The organism is Bifidobacterium actinocoloniiforme DSM 22766 (assembly GCF_001263395.1).
Taxonomy (GTDB): domain Bacteria; phylum Actinomycetota; class Actinomycetes; order Actinomycetales; family Bifidobacteriaceae; genus Bombiscardovia; species Bombiscardovia actinocoloniiformis.
The window spans coordinates 1,639,746-1,657,556 of the sequence record NZ_CP011786.1 but is presented as its reverse complement, the minus strand read 5'-3'; the positions used below and the strand labels follow the sequence as shown (position 1 = coordinate 1,657,556).

Annotated in this window: 9 protein-coding genes and 1 CRISPR repeat array (1 of these 10 cut by a window edge); all 9 genes read right to left on the bottom strand. The window is 58.3% G+C overall.

Features of this window, described 5'->3' with window-relative positions; translation table 11 throughout:
• Positions 1–3,683: direct repeats of the CRISPR family, unit length 29 nt; unit sequence GGGATCATCCCCGCGCATGCGGGGAACAC; it reaches 1,228 nt to the left of the window's first position.
• 101 nt (positions 3,684–3,784) lie between these two features.
• Positions 3,785–4,147: a type I-E CRISPR-associated endoribonuclease Cas2e gene (gene cas2e / locus AB656_RS06695; protein ID WP_033504280.1), complete on the bottom strand. Its 363-nt coding sequence runs from the start codon at positions 4,145–4,147 to the stop codon at positions 3,785–3,787.
• A gap of 21 nt (positions 4,148–4,168) precedes the next feature.
• The gene (gene cas1e, locus AB656_RS06690) at positions 4,169–5,152 is read right to left on the bottom strand and encodes a type I-E CRISPR-associated endonuclease Cas1e (RefSeq protein ID WP_033504376.1); all 984 of its coding nucleotides are present in this window, start codon (positions 5,150–5,152) and stop codon (positions 4,169–4,171) included.
• Between the two features lie 110 nt (positions 5,153–5,262).
• Positions 5,263–5,964, bottom strand: coding sequence for a type I-E CRISPR-associated protein Cas6/Cse3/CasE (gene cas6e / locus AB656_RS06685; protein WP_033504279.1), 702 nt, complete (start codon positions 5,962–5,964; stop codon positions 5,263–5,265).
• Between the two features lie 8 nt (positions 5,965–5,972).
• Positions 5,973–6,692: a type I-E CRISPR-associated protein Cas5/CasD gene (gene cas5e / locus AB656_RS06680; protein ID WP_051905478.1), complete on the bottom strand. Its 720-nt coding sequence runs from the start codon at positions 6,690–6,692 to the stop codon at positions 5,973–5,975.
• Positions 6,689–7,825: a type I-E CRISPR-associated protein Cas7/Cse4/CasC gene (cas7e, locus tag AB656_RS06675; RefSeq protein ID WP_033504278.1), complete on the bottom strand. Its 1,137-nt coding sequence runs from the start codon at positions 7,823–7,825 to the stop codon at positions 6,689–6,691. The genes cas5e and cas7e overlap by 4 nt, the downstream gene beginning before the upstream one ends.
• A gap of 55 nt (positions 7,826–7,880) precedes the next feature.
• The gene (gene casB, locus AB656_RS06670; RefSeq protein ID WP_051905477.1) at positions 7,881–8,576 is read right to left on the bottom strand and encodes a type I-E CRISPR-associated protein Cse2/CasB; all 696 of its coding nucleotides are present in this window, start codon (positions 8,574–8,576) and stop codon (positions 7,881–7,883) included.
• A gap of 44 nt (positions 8,577–8,620) precedes the next feature.
• Positions 8,621–10,303, bottom strand: a complete 1,683-nt coding sequence (gene casA, locus AB656_RS06665; RefSeq protein ID WP_033504371.1) for a type I-E CRISPR-associated protein Cse1/CasA — start codon at positions 10,301–10,303, stop codon at positions 8,621–8,623.
• Between the two features lie 222 nt (positions 10,304–10,525).
• The gene (locus AB656_RS06660; RefSeq protein ID WP_033504277.1) at positions 10,526–13,651 is read right to left on the bottom strand and encodes a CRISPR-associated helicase/endonuclease Cas3; all 3,126 of its coding nucleotides are present in this window, start codon (positions 13,649–13,651) and stop codon (positions 10,526–10,528) included.
• A gap of 880 nt (positions 13,652–14,531) precedes the next feature.
• Positions 14,532–17,690, bottom strand: a complete 3,159-nt coding sequence (locus tag AB656_RS07875) for a hypothetical protein (RefSeq protein WP_144418960.1) — start codon at positions 17,688–17,690, stop codon at positions 14,532–14,534.
• Between the last annotated feature and the right edge of the window lie 121 nt (positions 17,691–17,811).

Genomic DNA, 17,811 nt, shown 5'->3' with positions numbered 1-17,811 from the left:
CCCCGCGCATGCGGGGAACACTCGTTAATGGACGGTTGCAGGATGACTTTCGGGGGATCATCCCCGCGCATGCGGGGAATACGTCATGGTGCCTGCATGCCATGCCTGGTCGGCGGGATCATCCCCGCGCATGCGGGGAACACGGTGACCGTCATGGCCACGCCACGCTACCGGGGGGATCATCCCCGCGCATGCGGGGAACACGTTGTCAAACAGGCCGGTGACTGGCTGTCTGCGGGATCATCCCCGCGCATGCGGGGAACACTCCAGCACCGGGCCAGCCGAATCCTTGATTGCGGGATCATCCCCGCGCATGCGGGGAACACATCATGCCCGACACCATGCCCGATGTCACGCCGGGATCATCCCCACGCATGCGGGGAACACCAAACAAGCGGAGCTTCAAAAGGGGCTTTTCGGGGATCATCCCCGCGCATGCGGGGAACACGCCACGGACCGGCTGGTCACGGTCAGGTTCACGGGATCATCCCCGCGCATGCGGGGAACACGAGTCAATCATTTCCTTCAATGTGAAAGTGATGGGATCATCCCCGCGCATGCGGGGAACACGTCTGTTCAAACCCCTCGTTGAGTCGCAACTCGGGATCATCCCCGCGCATGCGGGGAACACTGGCTCAAGCGGGTCCGGGACAGTGAACGTAAGGGATCATCCCCGCGCATGCGGGGAACACAATGCCTCCAGTTTGAGGAATGGGAACACGGCGTGGATCATCCCCGCGCATGCGGGGAACACAATAAGCTAGTCGAATTGCGCGATTCGCTGAAGGGATCATCCCCGCGCATGCGGGGAACACATCGCTTGGCGTCGAAACTATCCACCTCGCCGGGGATCATCCCCGCGCATGCGGGGAACACGGCCTTGACGACTCGCAGACCGACGGGTCAGGGGGATCATCCCCGCGCATGCGGGGAACACCGATGCTCAGACAGCCAAAGCCTCCGGCGCTAGGGATCATCCCCGCGCATGCGGGGAACACCTGTCGTGGAGTGCCCACCCGTCAGCTTGACGGGGATCATCCCCGCGCATGCGGGGAACACCTGTCGTTCAGTTCAGGGGATAATTTTTTAAGGGGATCATCCCCGCGCATGCGGGGAACACTTTGTTGGATTAAGATAATTATTAATCTTACCGGGATCATCCCCGCGCATGCGGGGAACACCTCTGCTGTATGGTACCATCACCTATGCCGGTGGGATCATCCCCGCGCATGCGGGGAACACTAATCTTTGTGTAGATTATTGTATGTGTCGACGGGATCATCCCCGCGCATGCGGGGAACACCACTTCCCGTTTGATGACCCGTATCCACCGGCGGGATCATCCCCGCGCATGCGGGGAACACTGGCCTCCTTCGTATGACCATGTGGCGGTCAGGGGATCATCCCCGCGCATGCGGGGAACACGATTCCTTGGCCTACCCGGTTAAGTCGTTGGTGGGATCATCCCCGCGCATGCGGGGAACACATCGTAAGACCATACTTACGCAAAGTACCAACGGGATCATCCCCGCGCATGCGGGGAACACTGTACGGGGGGTCTCCATAATCTGAGACACAAGGGATCATCCCCGCGCATGCGGGGAACACGGACACTAGCTAAATGGGTGCCCAATTCGCTTGGGATCATCCCCGCGCATGCGGGGAACACACAGGCAGGCCCTCCCCCCTTTGCCGAATCATGGGATCATCCCCGCGCATGCGGGGAACACTGGGGTTTTCTTTTGTCTGCGGGTCTTTGTCTAGGATCATCCCCGCGCATGCGGGGAACACCGAATCTGTAGTTACGGTGGATGGCGACCCTGGGGATCATCCCCGCGCATGCGGGGAACACCTCTGTCTGAGGAGGGGCGACGGTCTTGAGGGGGGATCATCCCCGCGCATGCGGGGAACACATTGAGCTGTTAGGGGGAAGGGGATGTTTTCTGGGATCATCCCCGCGCATGCGGGGAACACCCGTGGTAGAAGAGCGCGTATATGCCGGGGCCGGGATCATCCCCGCGCATGCGGGGAACACGCGAACCCGCCCACCGCCTGCACACCGTCGGAGGGATCATCCCCGCGCATGCGGGGAACACGCGACCAAGGGCACGGACATGGACTGGGGTTGGGGATCATCCCCGCGCATGCGGGGAACACTCAATGATCCGGTCCGCTTCGGCCGGCGTGAGGGGATCATCCCCGCGCATGCGGGGAACACTGATGTTGTTCATGTCTGCCAAATGTTGCCAAGGGATCATCCCCGCGCATGCGGGGAACACCATTGAGGTCGGACCACAGCGGCATCCGGGTCAGGGATCATCCCCGCGCATGCGGGGAACACCTCAGTTCCAGCCTCACCACCATCAAGGGCTGGGGATCATCCCCGCGCATGCGGGGAACACCCCACGCTGAACCCGGAACCGCCGACGCCGTAGGGATCATCCCCGCGCATGCGGGGAACACAAATCGCCTCCTTGTGGTGCAAGAAGGAGTTCGGGATCATCCCCGCGCATGCGGGGAACACTGTTTGCTAGCGGGATATTATCAGCATAATCAGGGATCATCCCCGCGCATGCGGGGAACACGTGAGTACCTCGCCCACGCGTATAAGATTGGGGGGATCATCCCCGCGCATGCGGGGAACACTGATACGGATCAGCCATCACGTCGAAAGTGACGGGATCATCCCCGCGCATGCGGGGAACACTTATGGGTGTATGGATGTGCCCAAAAGTATCAGGGATCATCCCCGCGCATGCGGGGAACACCCCGACCCTGGCAAGGAGGATGATAATGACTGAGGATCATCCCCGCGCATGCGGGGAACACTAAGCAGTTGCGCACTGTGGCGCAAGGTCTGGGGGATCATCCCCGCGCATGCGGGGAACACCTTCCGCCGGGGGCGCCCTGGCGGGTGGTAATGGGATCATCCCCGCGCATGCGGGGAACACTGGAAGTCAGTCGACGCTTGATTGCGGATGGCGGGATCATCCCCGCGCATGCGGGGAACACCAGCAGCAAGTGACTGACTACAATCTTAGACAGGGATCATCCCCGCGCATGCGGGGAACACATAATTCGCTGGTCAGCCTTTGCATATTCTTCGGGATCATCCCCGCGCATGCGGGGAACACTGCATCATGCCAAGTGTGATGGGGTCCTTGTAGGGATCATCCCCGCGCATGCGGGGAACACCAGCATTCGCCAATCCCAATCCCAGTGGCTCAAGGATCATCCCCGCGCATGCGGGGAACACGCGTATTCTTCATTAAAAAGGACAGCCAAAGCGGGATCATCCCCGCGCATGCGGGGAACACGCGTACTCTTCGTTGAAGAGGACGGCCAAAGCGGGATCATCCCCGCGCATGCGGGGAACACCCGGCCGTCAAGATTGAGTACGCGAAGGAGCCGGGATCATCCCCGCGCATGCGGGGAACACTCAGCGACTTATCGAGATGCTAGCAATCTCACGGGATCATCCCCGCGCATGCGGGGAACACATGTGTTTGACAAATTGGCGTTACGTGTGTCGGGGATCATCCCCGCGCATGCGGGGAACACTTTTGCGGCGATTCCGCTGAGCGTGTCGCCGGGGGATCATCCCCGCGCATGCGGGGAACACGTTGTCGCCCCAGCGCATCACGCGCATGTTCTGGGATCATCCCCGCGCATGCGGGGAACACACTTGAGAATCGTTAGTATTGCAGCAATAGCTATCGCAGAAGATGGCTTTTACATTTACTTGTTCAGTGGAGGTGAGGCGGGGAAAAACTGAGGATGACGGTCAATGGTAGCTGAAGCGGCGCGCTTTCCGGTATTTGCTTGCCTTGCTCCAACCGTGCTGTTGACTGCCGGAGACTGATGCCTTTTCACTGCCGAATGGGCGCTTGACCAGCTCGACCCCATCGTGGTCCTCCGGTAGCCAATCGGCCCGATGAACTTTGAAAGCAAGATGCTGCTCATTACGGGCAGAATAGACCATAATGGCCCTTCCGCTCTTTACCAGGCCCAGCGCTCTTTCCCACAACCGGTCTCGCACACGGGCGGAAACATGCCCCACAAACACCCCTGGCGAAATCTCGAAAAGCCAGCGAGTCAAATCGCCTCGGAGCCCGACCGGACATGCCGTCAAAACGATAACGACCATCAGAGCCCAATCCTTACGCGCTCATTCATTCCCATAAGACTTCCCAGCTGCAACTTCCCCGACCTTATCGTCCCACAGTCCCACATGGTCTGCGTCAGCATCGGGCAGCTCAGCCTCTTCTCCCAGCAAATCCTTAATGTCCTTAGCCATCCGAGACATAAGCGACAAGTCGTAGACAGCGTCCCGCATATTATGACGTACCGCAGAGCCGATATCCTCCGGCATTTGCGCAGCGGTCTCGAAGGCGACCGGTATCGATAATTCGGCCTTGTATAAATCCGCGATGTCGTACACGAATGAACGCTCATGACCGACATGCACGAATCCCAACCCCGGAGAGCAGCCGAGTGCGACGATGACCGAATGAGCTATGCCATACAGGCAAGTATGCGCTGCCGATAAAGCCTTATTGATCTCGCTCCCCTGGTCGAAATCCTCATGGTCATAGGTGCGTTTATCCCACTCGACTCCCGTCTCCTGAGAATATCGTCTGTACACCTGACGAACACGAGCGCCTTCCCGCCCACGCAACTGCTGCATGGTCAAGTGACTGACATCCTCGTTGAGGAAACGCATCTGATACATGCGCCGAGCCACAGCCAACCGGGAGCGCACGTTGGAAACCAAGGAGGCCTGCCTCTGCAACAGTATCGAAGAGTGGGTGAGCGGCTTGCCAAAAGCATACATGCGCACACCGCGCTCCCCTACCCAGATGACGGTGGCGCCGTTCTCCCCGATGACGGTCATCGCCTGGTGCGTTACGTCAGTACCGGGACCGAGCATAAGCACGCTGAGGTTCGCCGCCGGCAAGTGGATGGTCCCCTCACTATCCGACACCGTAATGGCGTTATCCTCCCTTTTGACGATGCAATGCTCAAAATAAAGGAAAGACAGCCTGTCCTCGACTCGAACCAACTCACCGAGTTCAGGCGGAGGAGTCCCCGAGGATTTGGCACGCGCCCGCGACCGAACCTGCCCGGTATTTCCTTTGTCCTCGCTGTTCATGTCACCTAAGCCCTCAACCATGCCCTCAGCCACCCCATTCGGCGAGGCTTGCCCTGCCTCGCCGAATACCGGTGCTGCCGCTCGGCTGCCCAGCGCATCGTCATTGGTGCTCATGCGGTGGTCGTATCCCGCTGCAGGACCTGGCTAATGGTCAGCAGCCCACAGCCGAATCCTTTCGCTCTGCCAATCCCATTGCATAATGCACTTCTGAAAGCCCCTGCATCAATCACTTCCAGAACGCCATCAAATTGGGCCGTATTGAGCGTCACAGTCTTGCCTTGCCGCAGGAAGCGCTGCTTCTGCCGTTGCGCGACCGCCACCTGCGGGACTTCGTGGTCAGTTAGTATGCGGAAACCATGCTTTCCCGCACGGTTCAACAGCCACTGCTCCTGCTGAGCTACGGTTACGTGACCTTGAATGCTCCCAGCCAAGGCATCCTTCGCGCCATCCCTGGGCTTACTCGGTACCTTGTGGACCGGATTGGCCCGCAGGCGGAAACGCCAGTGCTGTCCCTGGGTCAGTGAATTAAGCAATGGCGAGTAATCCTTACACTCCCACTCGTGGTAAAGCGGCCAACCGGCCTGCTCGATGATGTGCGTGAAGTCAGGCTTCAGGGGACTGACGACGTAGAGCCATACGGCCTTACGCTCCTGCGACACATCCACCCGCCATAGAATCCTGCCTTCGCTTCTACCGGCATCCGGCACCGGGGGAAAGCAGTGTTCCACTGCCGAATGGAGCTTATAAGGAGAAGACAGCAGTTGGTGGCCCTCATACCTGGCCGTATTCAGGGGAATCCTGGAAATAAACATGCCTGCTCCTAAAAACTCATCGGATCGAAACCGTCGACCTCACCGAAAGCCCCGGGACCGGTAACTTGCTCCGGGACCGACGGCAAGCTTGGATTATCCACCTCGAAATGATGGACCAACCTGCTGGCGTAGCGGCGGTTTTCTATGCTGAAAGTCAGAGGAAGATCGGACTGACTTTCGAAACTCTCACCCTCCTGGGCGTCGCATGCCACGCTGAGCCGAAGTGGGCTATGGCGCTTACGGTACCAGGAATCAGCCTGCCACGGCTCAGCGGAGAGGGCCTGCCGCACGTTGCTGTACTCCTGACGGACCCCGAGAGTGATAGGCAAACTGGCGGGACAGGCTCGCCTACCCAAGTACAGAGGCCACCGGGGTGAGCGCAGGGCCGCGTCCAGGGACAGCAGCACTTCCTCACTGGCGCTCAAAGCCACGAGAAATACCGCATCGGACAGGTAGTAACGGTTGCTTAACGGCATTACGGCTTTCGAGTCTTCACTGCGCTCCGTTTGAAAGTCGCGGATGATGCGACCGGGCTGGTCTACCCGCACGCCGTACTCCAGCCGCACCAGATCCTCTATATCATCTTCGCGGGAACGGCCCTGGGCCGCAGCGAGCAAGCCTATGACACCGCTTTTCGTAGGCTCCTTACGGGTGTTACGCCTGGTGAATCTGGAGGAGTCCCCCCATGCCTGCATCGGGCCCGCCAGCCGCAGGAGCAGCACACTCACTCCTGCCCCTTTCCTAGAGAAGCGAGAACGGCTTCGCCCAGCTCAGTCGTTGCGCGCGCCAGGTCAACATGCTCGCTCACCGCGTCGAGCTCTTCGACGGGCTTATCGGTCACAATGTTCCAAGCCTTGACCGGCTTAGCATCGTAGGCCTGCTCCACATCCGCCAGCTTGCTTCCAAGGGCTTGGGCTGCCTTCCTGGCCACAGACTCCCCTGCCTCGGGACGGATGGCGTCTTGGAAGGCATCCACCACGTTGATTGGCTGACGGTCGCGTAGGGCGATGACCACGGTCGAGGGCAATGTCCTGTTCGCAAAGCTGTTTTGCTTACCGGTCGGCATTGAGCGGATGAAGGCCTCAGCAAATGCCACCACGCCTTGAGCAGCAGCTTCAGGATCGCCCAGTTGCTTGACCAAGGAGTCAATGTTGACCGTCGCATAGCGGTAGAGCGTGGAGGAATTGAAACCGACCGTGTCAATCATCGCGGCTCCGGCGTTGTCATCTGGCGCGCATTCATCGACTGCCGTGAAGTAGTCATACTCTTGAGCCACTTTGTCTACCGAAATGGCGTGAGCCACCTGGGCGGAAGCATCCTCGTTGAGCTGGGGGATATCCGCCAGCATGCGGCCAAAGAGGGCGATATCAAGCGCCTTTACCCCATGGAATACGGCGAGCACCTCCTTCTTCATGGCCGCGGAGGGCTTCTTCAAGTCCTGCTCCTGGTCAGCCCAGTTGATAGCCACCTGCGCAAGACCGTCCACTTCATTGGCACCGACGAAAATCAGGTACTGGGTCTCAGGAGCGCCGCTCTGCACTCCAGCACGGGTGGAAGCCTCGACTTTGAGGCCTGATACCTCAAGGACGGCCGTCGCCAGCTCCTCGGATCGCTCGGCGAGGTCGGGGCGCGCGCCGTTTATCGCTTGCTGAATGAGCGACACGGCCATTTTCGTCCGGTAACCGACTTTATCCGCAGGCAGGGTATCCCTGAACTCCTTTCGCATAGCCTTCTTCCAGGCCTGGCTTGAGACCCGGGAACGCAGGGTTCCGCCGTAATAAGCGGTTTTGGGGCTACCCGTGTCATCACGGTTGATGTTGCTCGGCGGGACAGCTTGGAGGGCGTACAAATCAACGAACATGGCAATCACCTTTCATTAGAGTGTTTGTATACGATTTTTCTTCAGTTACTTCGAGTTATTCCGCAGTTTGGTTCTTGGACGAGCGAGGAGACGAATTCTTGTCGCTGGGAGGGAAACAGAAGTAATCCCGCCCCCAGCGGAAGAAGACCGACTGCCGGGCATCATCGAATTGCACCAAGTAGAGGTCTTGCGCCAGCTGACAGTAATCGATCTGCTTGGCACTATCCGATTGCTTGCTGGCCCTAATCAGAGCAATCAGCGGGCATAGATTCTTTACGATTCCATCGAAATCGCTAGCGGCATACACATTGTCCAGCCGTTTCCGCACCCCCTGGGATGAGTCCAAATCCAAGTTGATCTTTCGGCAGACGGCGCCGAACGCGGTGGAGCGGCGCTGCTGCTGCCGCTCTTCATTATCGTCGGCGGTTATCTGCGCCGCCATTCGAGAGGACTGCGACTGCTGGTGGAGGGCGTACAAGCGCAAAGTCGCCGTCACAGCCCGAACTGCGTATGAACCTTCACTGGGAACGCCCAACTTATCCTCGGGCCAATCACTGAGTACCTGATCGCCGATTACCATCCACGGCGAGTAGGCAGACGTGCCTAGCTTGCGCAAGCGCGCAAGAGACGCCCTGGCGTTGGCCTTAGCACGAGGATTTTTCCCAGTGAGTTCCCCCTGCAGTTTCTGTATGATCGTATTGGCGTATAAACCTACCTGCCAGGCTTTTCCGCCGGTTGAGCTTTCACCCATGAATACCCTCCATTCCCATATCTTTCAACGACTTATCCACAGCATCACCGCACGCTATGCAGCTTCCCCAGCAGCCTGTTCAAAGCGTTTGCGTACTTGGCTTCACTGCCCGGCGCTGAGATGCGTTTCGCCATTCCGGCATCATGCAAGGCAAAGGGGCTAGCAGCGGAATCGGAGAGATACTGCCTGCCGATCGCCAGCAGGATTCTGTGCACCTCATCCCTCCACTCCTGCCCGTAGGCCGCATAATCCTGGCTAGGGTCAAAATTCGCTATACGTCGGCGGAAGAGCGGGTCCAGTTCGTCGTATGCCTCTTCTTTGACGTCCGCGCTAGTGGCTCGCGCCCTAGCGTCCTTGCTCTTATCTCCCGCCGATTGCTCCACCGAATGAACGAATTTTGACAGCTCAAACACAGCTTCATCGGTCACTCGCACCACTTCCAGGACCGTGGACACGGCAGGGGCGTCATGGCGGAGCAGGGAGGCATGAATATCGACACGATCATCAATGGCATCGTCAAAAACGCTGTTTTGCGTCCCGTACGATAAGCCCTGAGCGTGAATGGCCACGGTTGTTAGGGGGTTCGCGCTCGAAGCGATGAGCTCCCGCACAGACTCGACCCACCCCACGACTCCCGGGCGCAAATCCCTGCCCATCTCTGTCGTAAACTTCAGCAGCGGTTCCAGCCCCCGCCATAGCGCCTTGCTGGAATCAAGCGTCTGGGGCAGCAGCGGTACCTGGGACAGCCCTAGCTTCTTGCCTTGTTTAGCATTTTCCCTCCAAGCAGTCATGGTCTCAAAGTCCTGCTTATTGACTGCCGTAAGACCGTCACCATAGCAGATAACCATGCCTTGCACTCGGCTCAGGTCCGCGTTCGGGACAAGCCGTATCCTGCGATCCTGCCAAGTGAAGAGCGATGCTGGCCCCTCGGCCCCATCGAGCATACGCATGTCAGGCCCTGCGGGAGAGCACTCCCACAGGGGTTTGTCATTCTCTCTGCCGGCCAACGGAAGGCCGTCGCCCCTGCCGCCGGTGCTGAGCAGGCACCAATTGAGCATCAAGGTCTGGAAAAGGTTCTGGCCTTCAAGGTAAACGCCGCCGATAGCTCCAAGCCAGCCAGTTCCAACCGCGCCTTTGGGCGGGTACACCTTGCCTTTGTTAACATGGGTATTCCCTGCGACCGGGGTCTTGATTCCAGCCGTGTCGTAGGATTCCAGGAAAACCAGCCAGCGGGCCGCCTCCGCGAGAGAAATGTCGTGGACAGCGCCTTTAGCCCTTAGAGAGAATAGGTATTTGTCTGGCTTGGGTACGTCAGCGATTATTTCACTGACGGGGTCGTATTCCTTTTCGGTCACATACTCCAAGCCCGGTGTCTGGAAGAAGGGCCTCTCCGGGTCGAACAAGGTAAAACTATCATGGAATCGCTGCAGGTAGGAACGAACCTCGTCCATATCAAAATGACCATCCACCCATGTCTGCGCCCAATCCGCGCGCCAGTCTTGGTCCGTCATCTGTTCCACGCCACCGTAGTAGGCCCTATAGAGGATTGCCAGCGCAAGCCTGAGCAAAGGCAACTTCTGTTGGGGTATATCGCCACCAAGTTCGCGTATGACGGGGGCGTCCGTAAACAGCGTAGATATAGAGACATCCTGCGCTGTTCCATCATCGTAAACCACAGAAACCCAAGGTTCGTCCACTAAGTTGAACCAACTTCGCGACTGCTCCATGTCAGACCCCCTAGTCTTTTCGTTGCCTTCCAAAGTGCATGTCCAGAGCCCCCACCGCACCACATCCGCCCTGCGCATGCAGGGAACACCGCAATCCTTAATCGAATCAAGGATCATCCCTCTGCACAGAGGGAAATCTAGCTGATTGGATTATGTAGAAATAATATAGCATGGTCATGGGGATGAGCAAAGCGTGGTCCTCGCCCCAGACGCCCCAGCGAATCAGGCAGCTTCTTCCTCAGCGGTCAGCCCAGACTCTCGCGAATATGAAACTCTATAGCCGTTAATTACGGCGCTGAACCTATCCCGCGTCGATTGGTCCAGGAAGAGCACCAGCTGACCTGCGAGATAGCGCGAGTCCTGCCAAGCAGCGGTTCTGGCACCGCATAAGTCCTCTAGCTGATTAATGAGTTTATCGAGCGCGTCACCTTGCCCCATAGAAAGGGGGAGCCTGACTGTGCACTGAGCGACCAGTTTGGCCAAATCTTCACTTGGCAGCGCGCTGGTATTCACCGCAGCGCCCGCTTCAATCCGATGCTCTGGTGAACCGACCCAGGGCAGCAGATGGGTCTGACCGTCCGCCCCGTTGACCAAGAGGATGACCTCGACACTGTCCTGGGTATCCCGGACAGCTCGTTGCCCCTTGTCTTCGTCCCTGCCAGAAACTTCCAGCGGTCGCTCAAACCAATCGACCAACGTTTGGCCTTGCCGACACATGACCTGCGCCGAATGGAGCAAATGGTATTCCGCTCGGCTGGTCTTGCCGTCTTCTTCCCGTTTTCGCTTACTGACAGCTGCCTCATAGTCCTCACCCCAGGCTGCGGGGATGCATCCAGCTATCGCTGGCGAATACGCCTTGCGGACGGCGGAGGCAATATCCTCAGGCAGGCAGAAGCGGGTCGAATCGTCCTGCCCAGTGAGACCGGAAACCGCCAGAAATTCCAGTAGGGTGGCCCGGAAATAGACGCTCTCCACCCCTTTCGCAAACACCGGCCCAGTGTCCGCCCAACGTTCGATGCCGCGGATATAGCACCTCACCTTGCGCAGCTTTTCAGGTCGGTCGCACTCCCCCGCCCCACGTGCGTGCCTATGGACGCGCCCCAGACGCTGCATCACTAAATCAGTAGGCGCAATGTCAGTTATCAGCAAGTCGAAATCAATGTCCAAAGACTGCTCCAGGACTTGAGTGCCCACGACGATCGCCTTAACAGGCCGCTTCCCATTAGCCAGCGTGGCTTCGGGCCCGAGCCGCGCGCGCAGCACCGTTTCGTTGTTCATCCTATCGACGTCAATGAACCGCGAATGGGTCAGAGTGACTACACCCAAGCCGAATGCCGCAGTTAAAACCTCAGCCGCATGTTGCGCCCGGCCTACAGTGTCGCATACAACCCCCGCGCAGCCCCCACCAGACAAGGCATCCTGGAGCAAACTCACCAGAGCAGCGTCATCGTTGGGCATGAAACGGGCCTCGACTTGGGATTTTCGCCCCGAAGCGGCAATGCCCTCATGTCTTACCTCCCGTCCACTCGTATAAGTAATCAGCGGATAAGCTTGCGAGGCTCCTTCGTCCTGAACCGTTCCACCTGCTTGCGACCCGGAGATCTGCGCGTTCGCAGCGACAGTCCCGCGCTTCCTCCTGCGCCTGCCAAGTACAGCGGGCGCATACGGTCGCGGGGTGCTCAGCGCCGACTCCCTGCCCTCCATATAGGCTTGCGCGAACTGCCCCCTCAGCCGCTGTGGAAGGGTGGCCGAAAGGAGGACGACTGGGGCGCCGAAAGCGCCTAGCCATTCCAAAACCCTCTTCAAATACTGCTGCATATAGACGTCGTAGGCATGGCACTCATCAATGACGGCCACTTTGTTGGCCAGAGCCAGCTGCCGCAAGGCAAGATGCTTCATGTCGAGCGCCCCCATGAGCACCTGGTCGACAGTGCAAACCAGGAAGTTCGCCAGCGCTCCCTTTTTCCGGCCTCTCATCCATTCATCAACGACAGTTGATTCACTAGCGCCGCTTATCCGTGAAGCGTTCCCCTCTTGCGTTAAATCCTCTCCAACGCCAGTGACGCCACCGGAGCTCGAGTGACCCATCAACCCCTGAAACTCTTCGTTCAATTGAGCTTTACCGTGCGCCAGATACAAGCTCTCCCTGTCCTGCTGGCAATCCTTGGACAAGTGGGTGAGCCAGGCATGAACCCGGCCGAACATCGCGTCGGTCGTGGCCATTGTCGGTAGAGCCAAGCACACTCCTCCCCGACCTGTTCTGGCCGCCAGTACTTCCGCGACAGCGAGCGCCGCTTCGGTCTTCCCCTCCCCCATCGGCGCCTCGATAATCATCAGGCCGGGCTCCTGCACGCTCTGCGCGATGCGTACCGCCGCCGCCTGCATCGGACGCGGCGAAGCACCTTGGGGCAGGTCGAAACGCCTGTTATACAAGTCCTCTGGCTCGCTTTCCAGAATGCCGGACTGCCGGGGCGCTTCCCAACAAGGGGTGAGATGCAGCGCCTTCCAACCCGTTTCGGCCCGCCGCTTGAGCGCAGACAGGGACACCGTGCCAGACTCGAAAAAACGTTCATCCTCATCTTGCGGACGAAGCGTTATCAGAGGGAAATAATCTTTGTTGCTAGCAATCCAGTCGGCCATAATCACCAAGCCTGTGAGGATGGTTTCGGCCATGGGCGGGAGTTCACTCCGCGCCAGAGCCGCGAAGTCCGCATCGCACATATGGCTCGTAGCCCGCACGAACTCAACGAGCTCGTCCTGAACCCTGCACCACTTGCCCTCATATTGCGAAGCCCAGCCGGATTCGACCAGTCGATACTCCCTAGCCTCCCTTAAATCACTCGCGACAGGCGGCTTGCCATGATGCCCGCCCACGATGCAAGAGTATGAATCAGACAGCGTTTTATCCCAGGCGTAGTGCTCGTACAGGTACTTGTTGAGAATAATCTGCCCAGCGATAGGGTGGCTGAGTTTCGACCGTCCGCTCAAACTAGCGGCAATCGGCAAGCCAGCCTGCTGCGGCTTCCATGCCAGCCCGTTGCCGTCGCCACCGCGGAAACCCCAGTTTTGCGCCTGAAAATTCGGTGTGGCTTTCCCTATATCGTGCACTCCGGCCAGGAAGCAGTACAACTTTCTCGCTAGGGCCTCATCGCCACCGACGCCACGTGAGATAATGCCCCTAGTACCCTGGGGAACCCACTGATTCCAAAGTTCGCCGGCGACCGCCCTCGAATCCGCCATGTGCATCACCAGAGGCAGCCATGACCTGTCCTCGCCATAATCCGACTTGCCCCAAATCGAGGCCGCCTGAGCCGATAAAGCGTACGCTCTTGAACCCGCATCCGGCATTGCCGCATCCCTCCTGGACACCCCAACAGAACAGCCTACATTGGCCCCGTCCAACCACTTTACGGCGCACCGTCGAATATACCAACGGACGCCCCGTAAGGCGAGTGCGAACCGCCGCGCCCAGAGCAGCGCGAGAACCCAATGGAGCAACAGTAATGTATACGTATCAGAATCCAAGCTAAATCCGCAAGATCCCTTACCAAGCGAGCCAGCACATCCTGCCGAACCGTCCGAAACGCCAACCCCGTCCACTTCCGCGTTCCATCACAGAACCGGCCGCAGGCCAGAAGGGCACAAGCCCTCTAATCCGCATCCAATCCCTTCCCCGCGCAGCAAAGACAACAAGCGAACCCACGTAGTCAACCCGGAAGACAGCAGTTCTACCATTAATCTACGCCCGCGGAACCGCTAATTTGACCCAACGTGCACCTACGAGCTCTGACCTTGCTGGCATGCGGAAACGCCGCAATATGCTTCGCCAGGGTCTCAGGCGAAGGTTATTGCCCACACAAGAAATGCACTGCGACGCACGCTTACTCCGTGCGCCATCTCCCTCATACTTGGGGAATCAGGCCTTAACCGACTTCTTATCATTTATCACCACGCCACTCGCCGGCCAAAAACATGGCTTCGCAACGGCAAAACGAAGCACATGCTTCCTCCGCACAAAACCCAGGTAGTCCCAGGTGGTCGTTCCCCGAGCGCCTCAACACGTCTGCGATGAGGCAAAGCGATAGCCAGCAAGTTACTGAGGGAACGCAACCATGGCTTTCAGCCGCGTCCAATCGCCGTGCGGCTCACCGCCGAGGTTCACGGCCGCCAGAGTATGAGAGCCGAACTCATACACACGGCTAAAAGCATAATTGCTCTTCGGGCCAGGCTAAATATGACGAGCGTTTGAAGAACGCTTAGCGCTGAAGCGCTTCCTCAGCTGCATAGCTACCAATCCGCTTACCGACAGCAACAATAAAGCCGTGCCCGTCTGATACCGCACAGCTACAACACCCGTCTTGGGAATAAGAAAACGAGCATGATTGTCGTACTCAACGCGACAGGTGACATCCGCTCCGGACGAAATCCCGCTTACCGTCGCAGTCCCCTCATTGGCCGAGACCACTGTGGGGAAATTGGCGTTGTCCGTGGTTCCGTGACAGGTGATGCTCGATATGCTGTATTCACTGCCGAGAGTTGCCTTATTGGTCACATCAGTGATTTTCACACCTTTATTGCCAGCGGTAGCATCAGTGACCGCATGCACCGTCGCCGAAGTAGTGGCTTGGCCGATGCCGCTCACCGTAATCGAGTCAGTGCTGCTGGATGGGTTGTCTGCAGCACCATCGCCCTCGTCCACGTTCGTTAGGGCGTACTTGAACGGCGCCGCCGGTACGGTACCGTTGTTAACCTTGACCTGCAACCGCACCAAAGCCCCGGCCAAGTACACCCCATAATCTTCAACCTCTCCCGGGACCGTCCAAGCTGCAGTGTTGTTCGAAGCCGCACCCGCGGGATGGCGGGCAAAGCCGCCGCCCGTATCGTCGACCGCCGGAGTGAAGCTCTTTGGGGTGACCATGGCCCTAATCTGCCGCTTCGCGATAGCGCCAGAGCCAGCCGGCATGCTGATGCTGACTATGTTATCCCCCGCTACCGCGTCGCTGGTTGCGGGTCCTGCAGCAGCTGTGCCATCGGCGTTGCGTTGCCAAACGCTCACATGGGAGTTGGCCGCAAGGCGGCCTCCGACATTCAAATTCAAATCATACGAGCGCCCGCGCACGAACGCGGAACCTTGCAAGGGAGCAACCGTCCCGTCACCGAACTTGATAGTCACTCCATCGTCCGTAGTATGCTTATTAGCCAAGGAGTCGTTGGTGCCATCCCCGTAAAAGCCCAGATGCTCCCCCAGCTTCAAATCATTTTGATCAGCGGACTGGAGCACCGGTCCTTTTTGCGCATTCGTCGAATAATAGGGAGGATTGCTGGCATCGCCATAGCTGCCCTGGTTGCTGAAACCGAAATCGAGCACAGGAATAATAGCACCGGTCTGGATATCCACGGTGCCATAGAACGGCCAATCAGCTTCATTGCCCATCTGTCCGAGTGTTTCTATGTTCTTATCGGGGTAAGGAGCTTGAAGCGCCCCTTGGCAGGTATCGGCCGCCCTCCCTGCAGGATTGGAAATGCCTCCTGTCAAGCAGCGCATAGTCGATACATTGGTCTTAAGGGCATCTCCGCTGCCAATACTGCCGGAGGTTGAGGCGCCCCATGTCTGGTGAGCCGCTATGACAGTGCCGTCGGGCTGCGGAACACCGGGTTGCACGGCACGGACATAATACTTACCGGTGCTCGCGACGATAAAGGAGTATGCGCCGAGCGCCGACGTCACAGTGGAGCCCAAAAACCTTTTGTTGGAATCATACAGCGCTAGCGTCTGCTTGGGCAAACCAGTCGCGTTCGTTGGTCTGCCCCCGTCCGACGCGGATGAACCATTCCCGTCAACGTCGTTGTACACGCTGCCTTGAATGACCATAAGCCCCTGAGGCGAAGCCATGTCGTATGAAGTATTAGTAGCGGGCACGTAATAAGTGTTGTTGTTGCGCCCCTGGGCATTATCGCTGGATCCCATAATCTTCCCGAGGCCGGAGAGAGGGTCTATACTGACGAGTCGGGACTGCGTGCCGCTGGTTCCCGGAATGGATTCACCTGGTCCTGGATAGGTGGTAATCGACGTACCAATCAGGAATTTGCCGTTTCTGATGCCCACACCCCACGCGTTGCCAGCACCGCTCCAGCTCTCACCCAATTGTGAGCGCACTTTGGTCACATTGGTATAGCGCCAAGGATTATTCGGACTACCATCTAGAATGTCGCCAGTTGCAGAGCGGGCCGGGGCGATTTTCGCAATACCTGCGTTGTAGCCCAAACCACTTGCCGGCACCGCATCACCGCCGTAATACAGGTACGCATTACCTAATGCATCCAAACCCATATCCGCGCTGGCGGTAGTCGAACCCGTAGCCACGCTTTGCGGTCTGCCAGCCTGATCGACTGGCCCGGTGCTGGTGTCCCCCACATCTCGACGCAAGGCCCACCGGTCCATTGAAGGCTTGGTCATCCCCGGAGACCAGTCTCCGGGTTGGACCATGTGCGATAAGGAATAATTGCCGGTGAACGGGTCCCAAATGCAGTACTGCGAAGCAGACTGGGTAGGCGCGGTACTTATCAGGGCTGTGTTATCGATTTCCGTATACGGACGGGTTGAAGTATAGAGGTAACCGGTGACCTGACTCACCTCCCCTCCTGTGGACGAAAGGTCAACTCCCGCCACTGGTCCCGCCCCTGGACCGTGGGACCATCCGTTGGCACTATCCCCAGTCCTAGTTCCGGGAGCAGGCATAACCCCAACGTAGATGTCGGAATATGTGTCGTTGGCAGCGCCGCTTGTGGTGCGGATGACGGGTATATAACCACTTGGGATATTGCTATTGCTGATGTAAGTTTGGTTGTTACTGCCATCATGAGACCAGAAATACACCGTCAGTGGCTGCTGTCCACTGGAATCTGCCGGGGGATCCCCATAAACACCCATGGCCTGGCTGGAAAACATAAGAGGCCCTGTGATATTGCCCGACGAGCCGCCAGGTGAGGTCCGCGAGAATTCCATCGTGGGACGGGTCTTGTACGTGTCGCCGGACCATCCATAGCTTTCGCTCAATACGGTCGTTACACTGCCCACTGGATTGGTGACACCGTTGCTCGCCGCTGTGGTCCAGTAAATATTATCGCGATTCAAGGGGCGCAGCCAGTGCGCCTGCAGGTCCGGTATCTTCTTCCACCCGGGATCCACCCAGCCGTTCGTTGCTTTTGTATGCGCCAACTGTGGTTTGGAGGCGGCGCCTCCAGTGCCGACCGGTGCCGCGCTAGCAGATTCCGGAGAAGGAGGAGCAAGCAGAATCAGTACCGAAAGACCGACCACGGCCAGCACAGATACCGCCACTTTGACCATTGCTGAGTTCAAAGTATATTTAATAGTCAGCTTTTTCATTTTCCTATACCAAAGTTTCTAGCGGCCGAGACCCTTCCCCGGTATGCGAAATAAGCCCATCCTAGCTGCCCATGCCTTCTTGCACCATCCCCAACTACCCTTAGGTCGAACACACCCAGCA

Excerpts from the sequence above, each read along its gene's own strand:
- cas2e (WP_033504280.1), bottom strand. The coding sequence starts at position 4,147 with ATGGTCGTTATCGTTTTGACGGCATGTCCGGTCGGGCTCCGAGGCGAT.
- cas1e (WP_033504376.1), bottom strand. The coding sequence starts at position 5,152 with ATGAACAGCGAGGACAAAGGAAATACCGGGCAGGTTCGGTCGCGGGCG.
- cas6e (WP_033504279.1), bottom strand. The coding sequence starts at position 5,964 with ATGTTTATTTCCAGGATTCCCCTGAATACGGCCAGGTATGAGGGCCAC.
- cas7e (WP_033504278.1), bottom strand. The coding sequence starts at position 7,825 with ATGTTCGTTGATTTGTACGCCCTCCAAGCTGTCCCGCCGAGCAACATC.
- casB (WP_051905477.1), bottom strand. The coding sequence starts at position 8,576 with ATGGGTGAAAGCTCAACCGGCGGAAAAGCCTGGCAGGTAGGTTTATAC.
- casA (WP_033504371.1), bottom strand. The coding sequence starts at position 10,303 with ATGGAGCAGTCGCGAAGTTGGTTCAACTTAGTGGACGAACCTTGGGTT.
- AB656_RS06660 (WP_033504277.1), bottom strand. The coding sequence starts at position 13,651 with ATGCCGGATGCGGGTTCAAGAGCGTACGCTTTATCGGCTCAGGCGGCC.
- AB656_RS07875 (WP_144418960.1), bottom strand. The coding sequence starts at position 17,690 with ATGAAAAAGCTGACTATTAAATATACTTTGAACTCAGCAATGGTCAAA.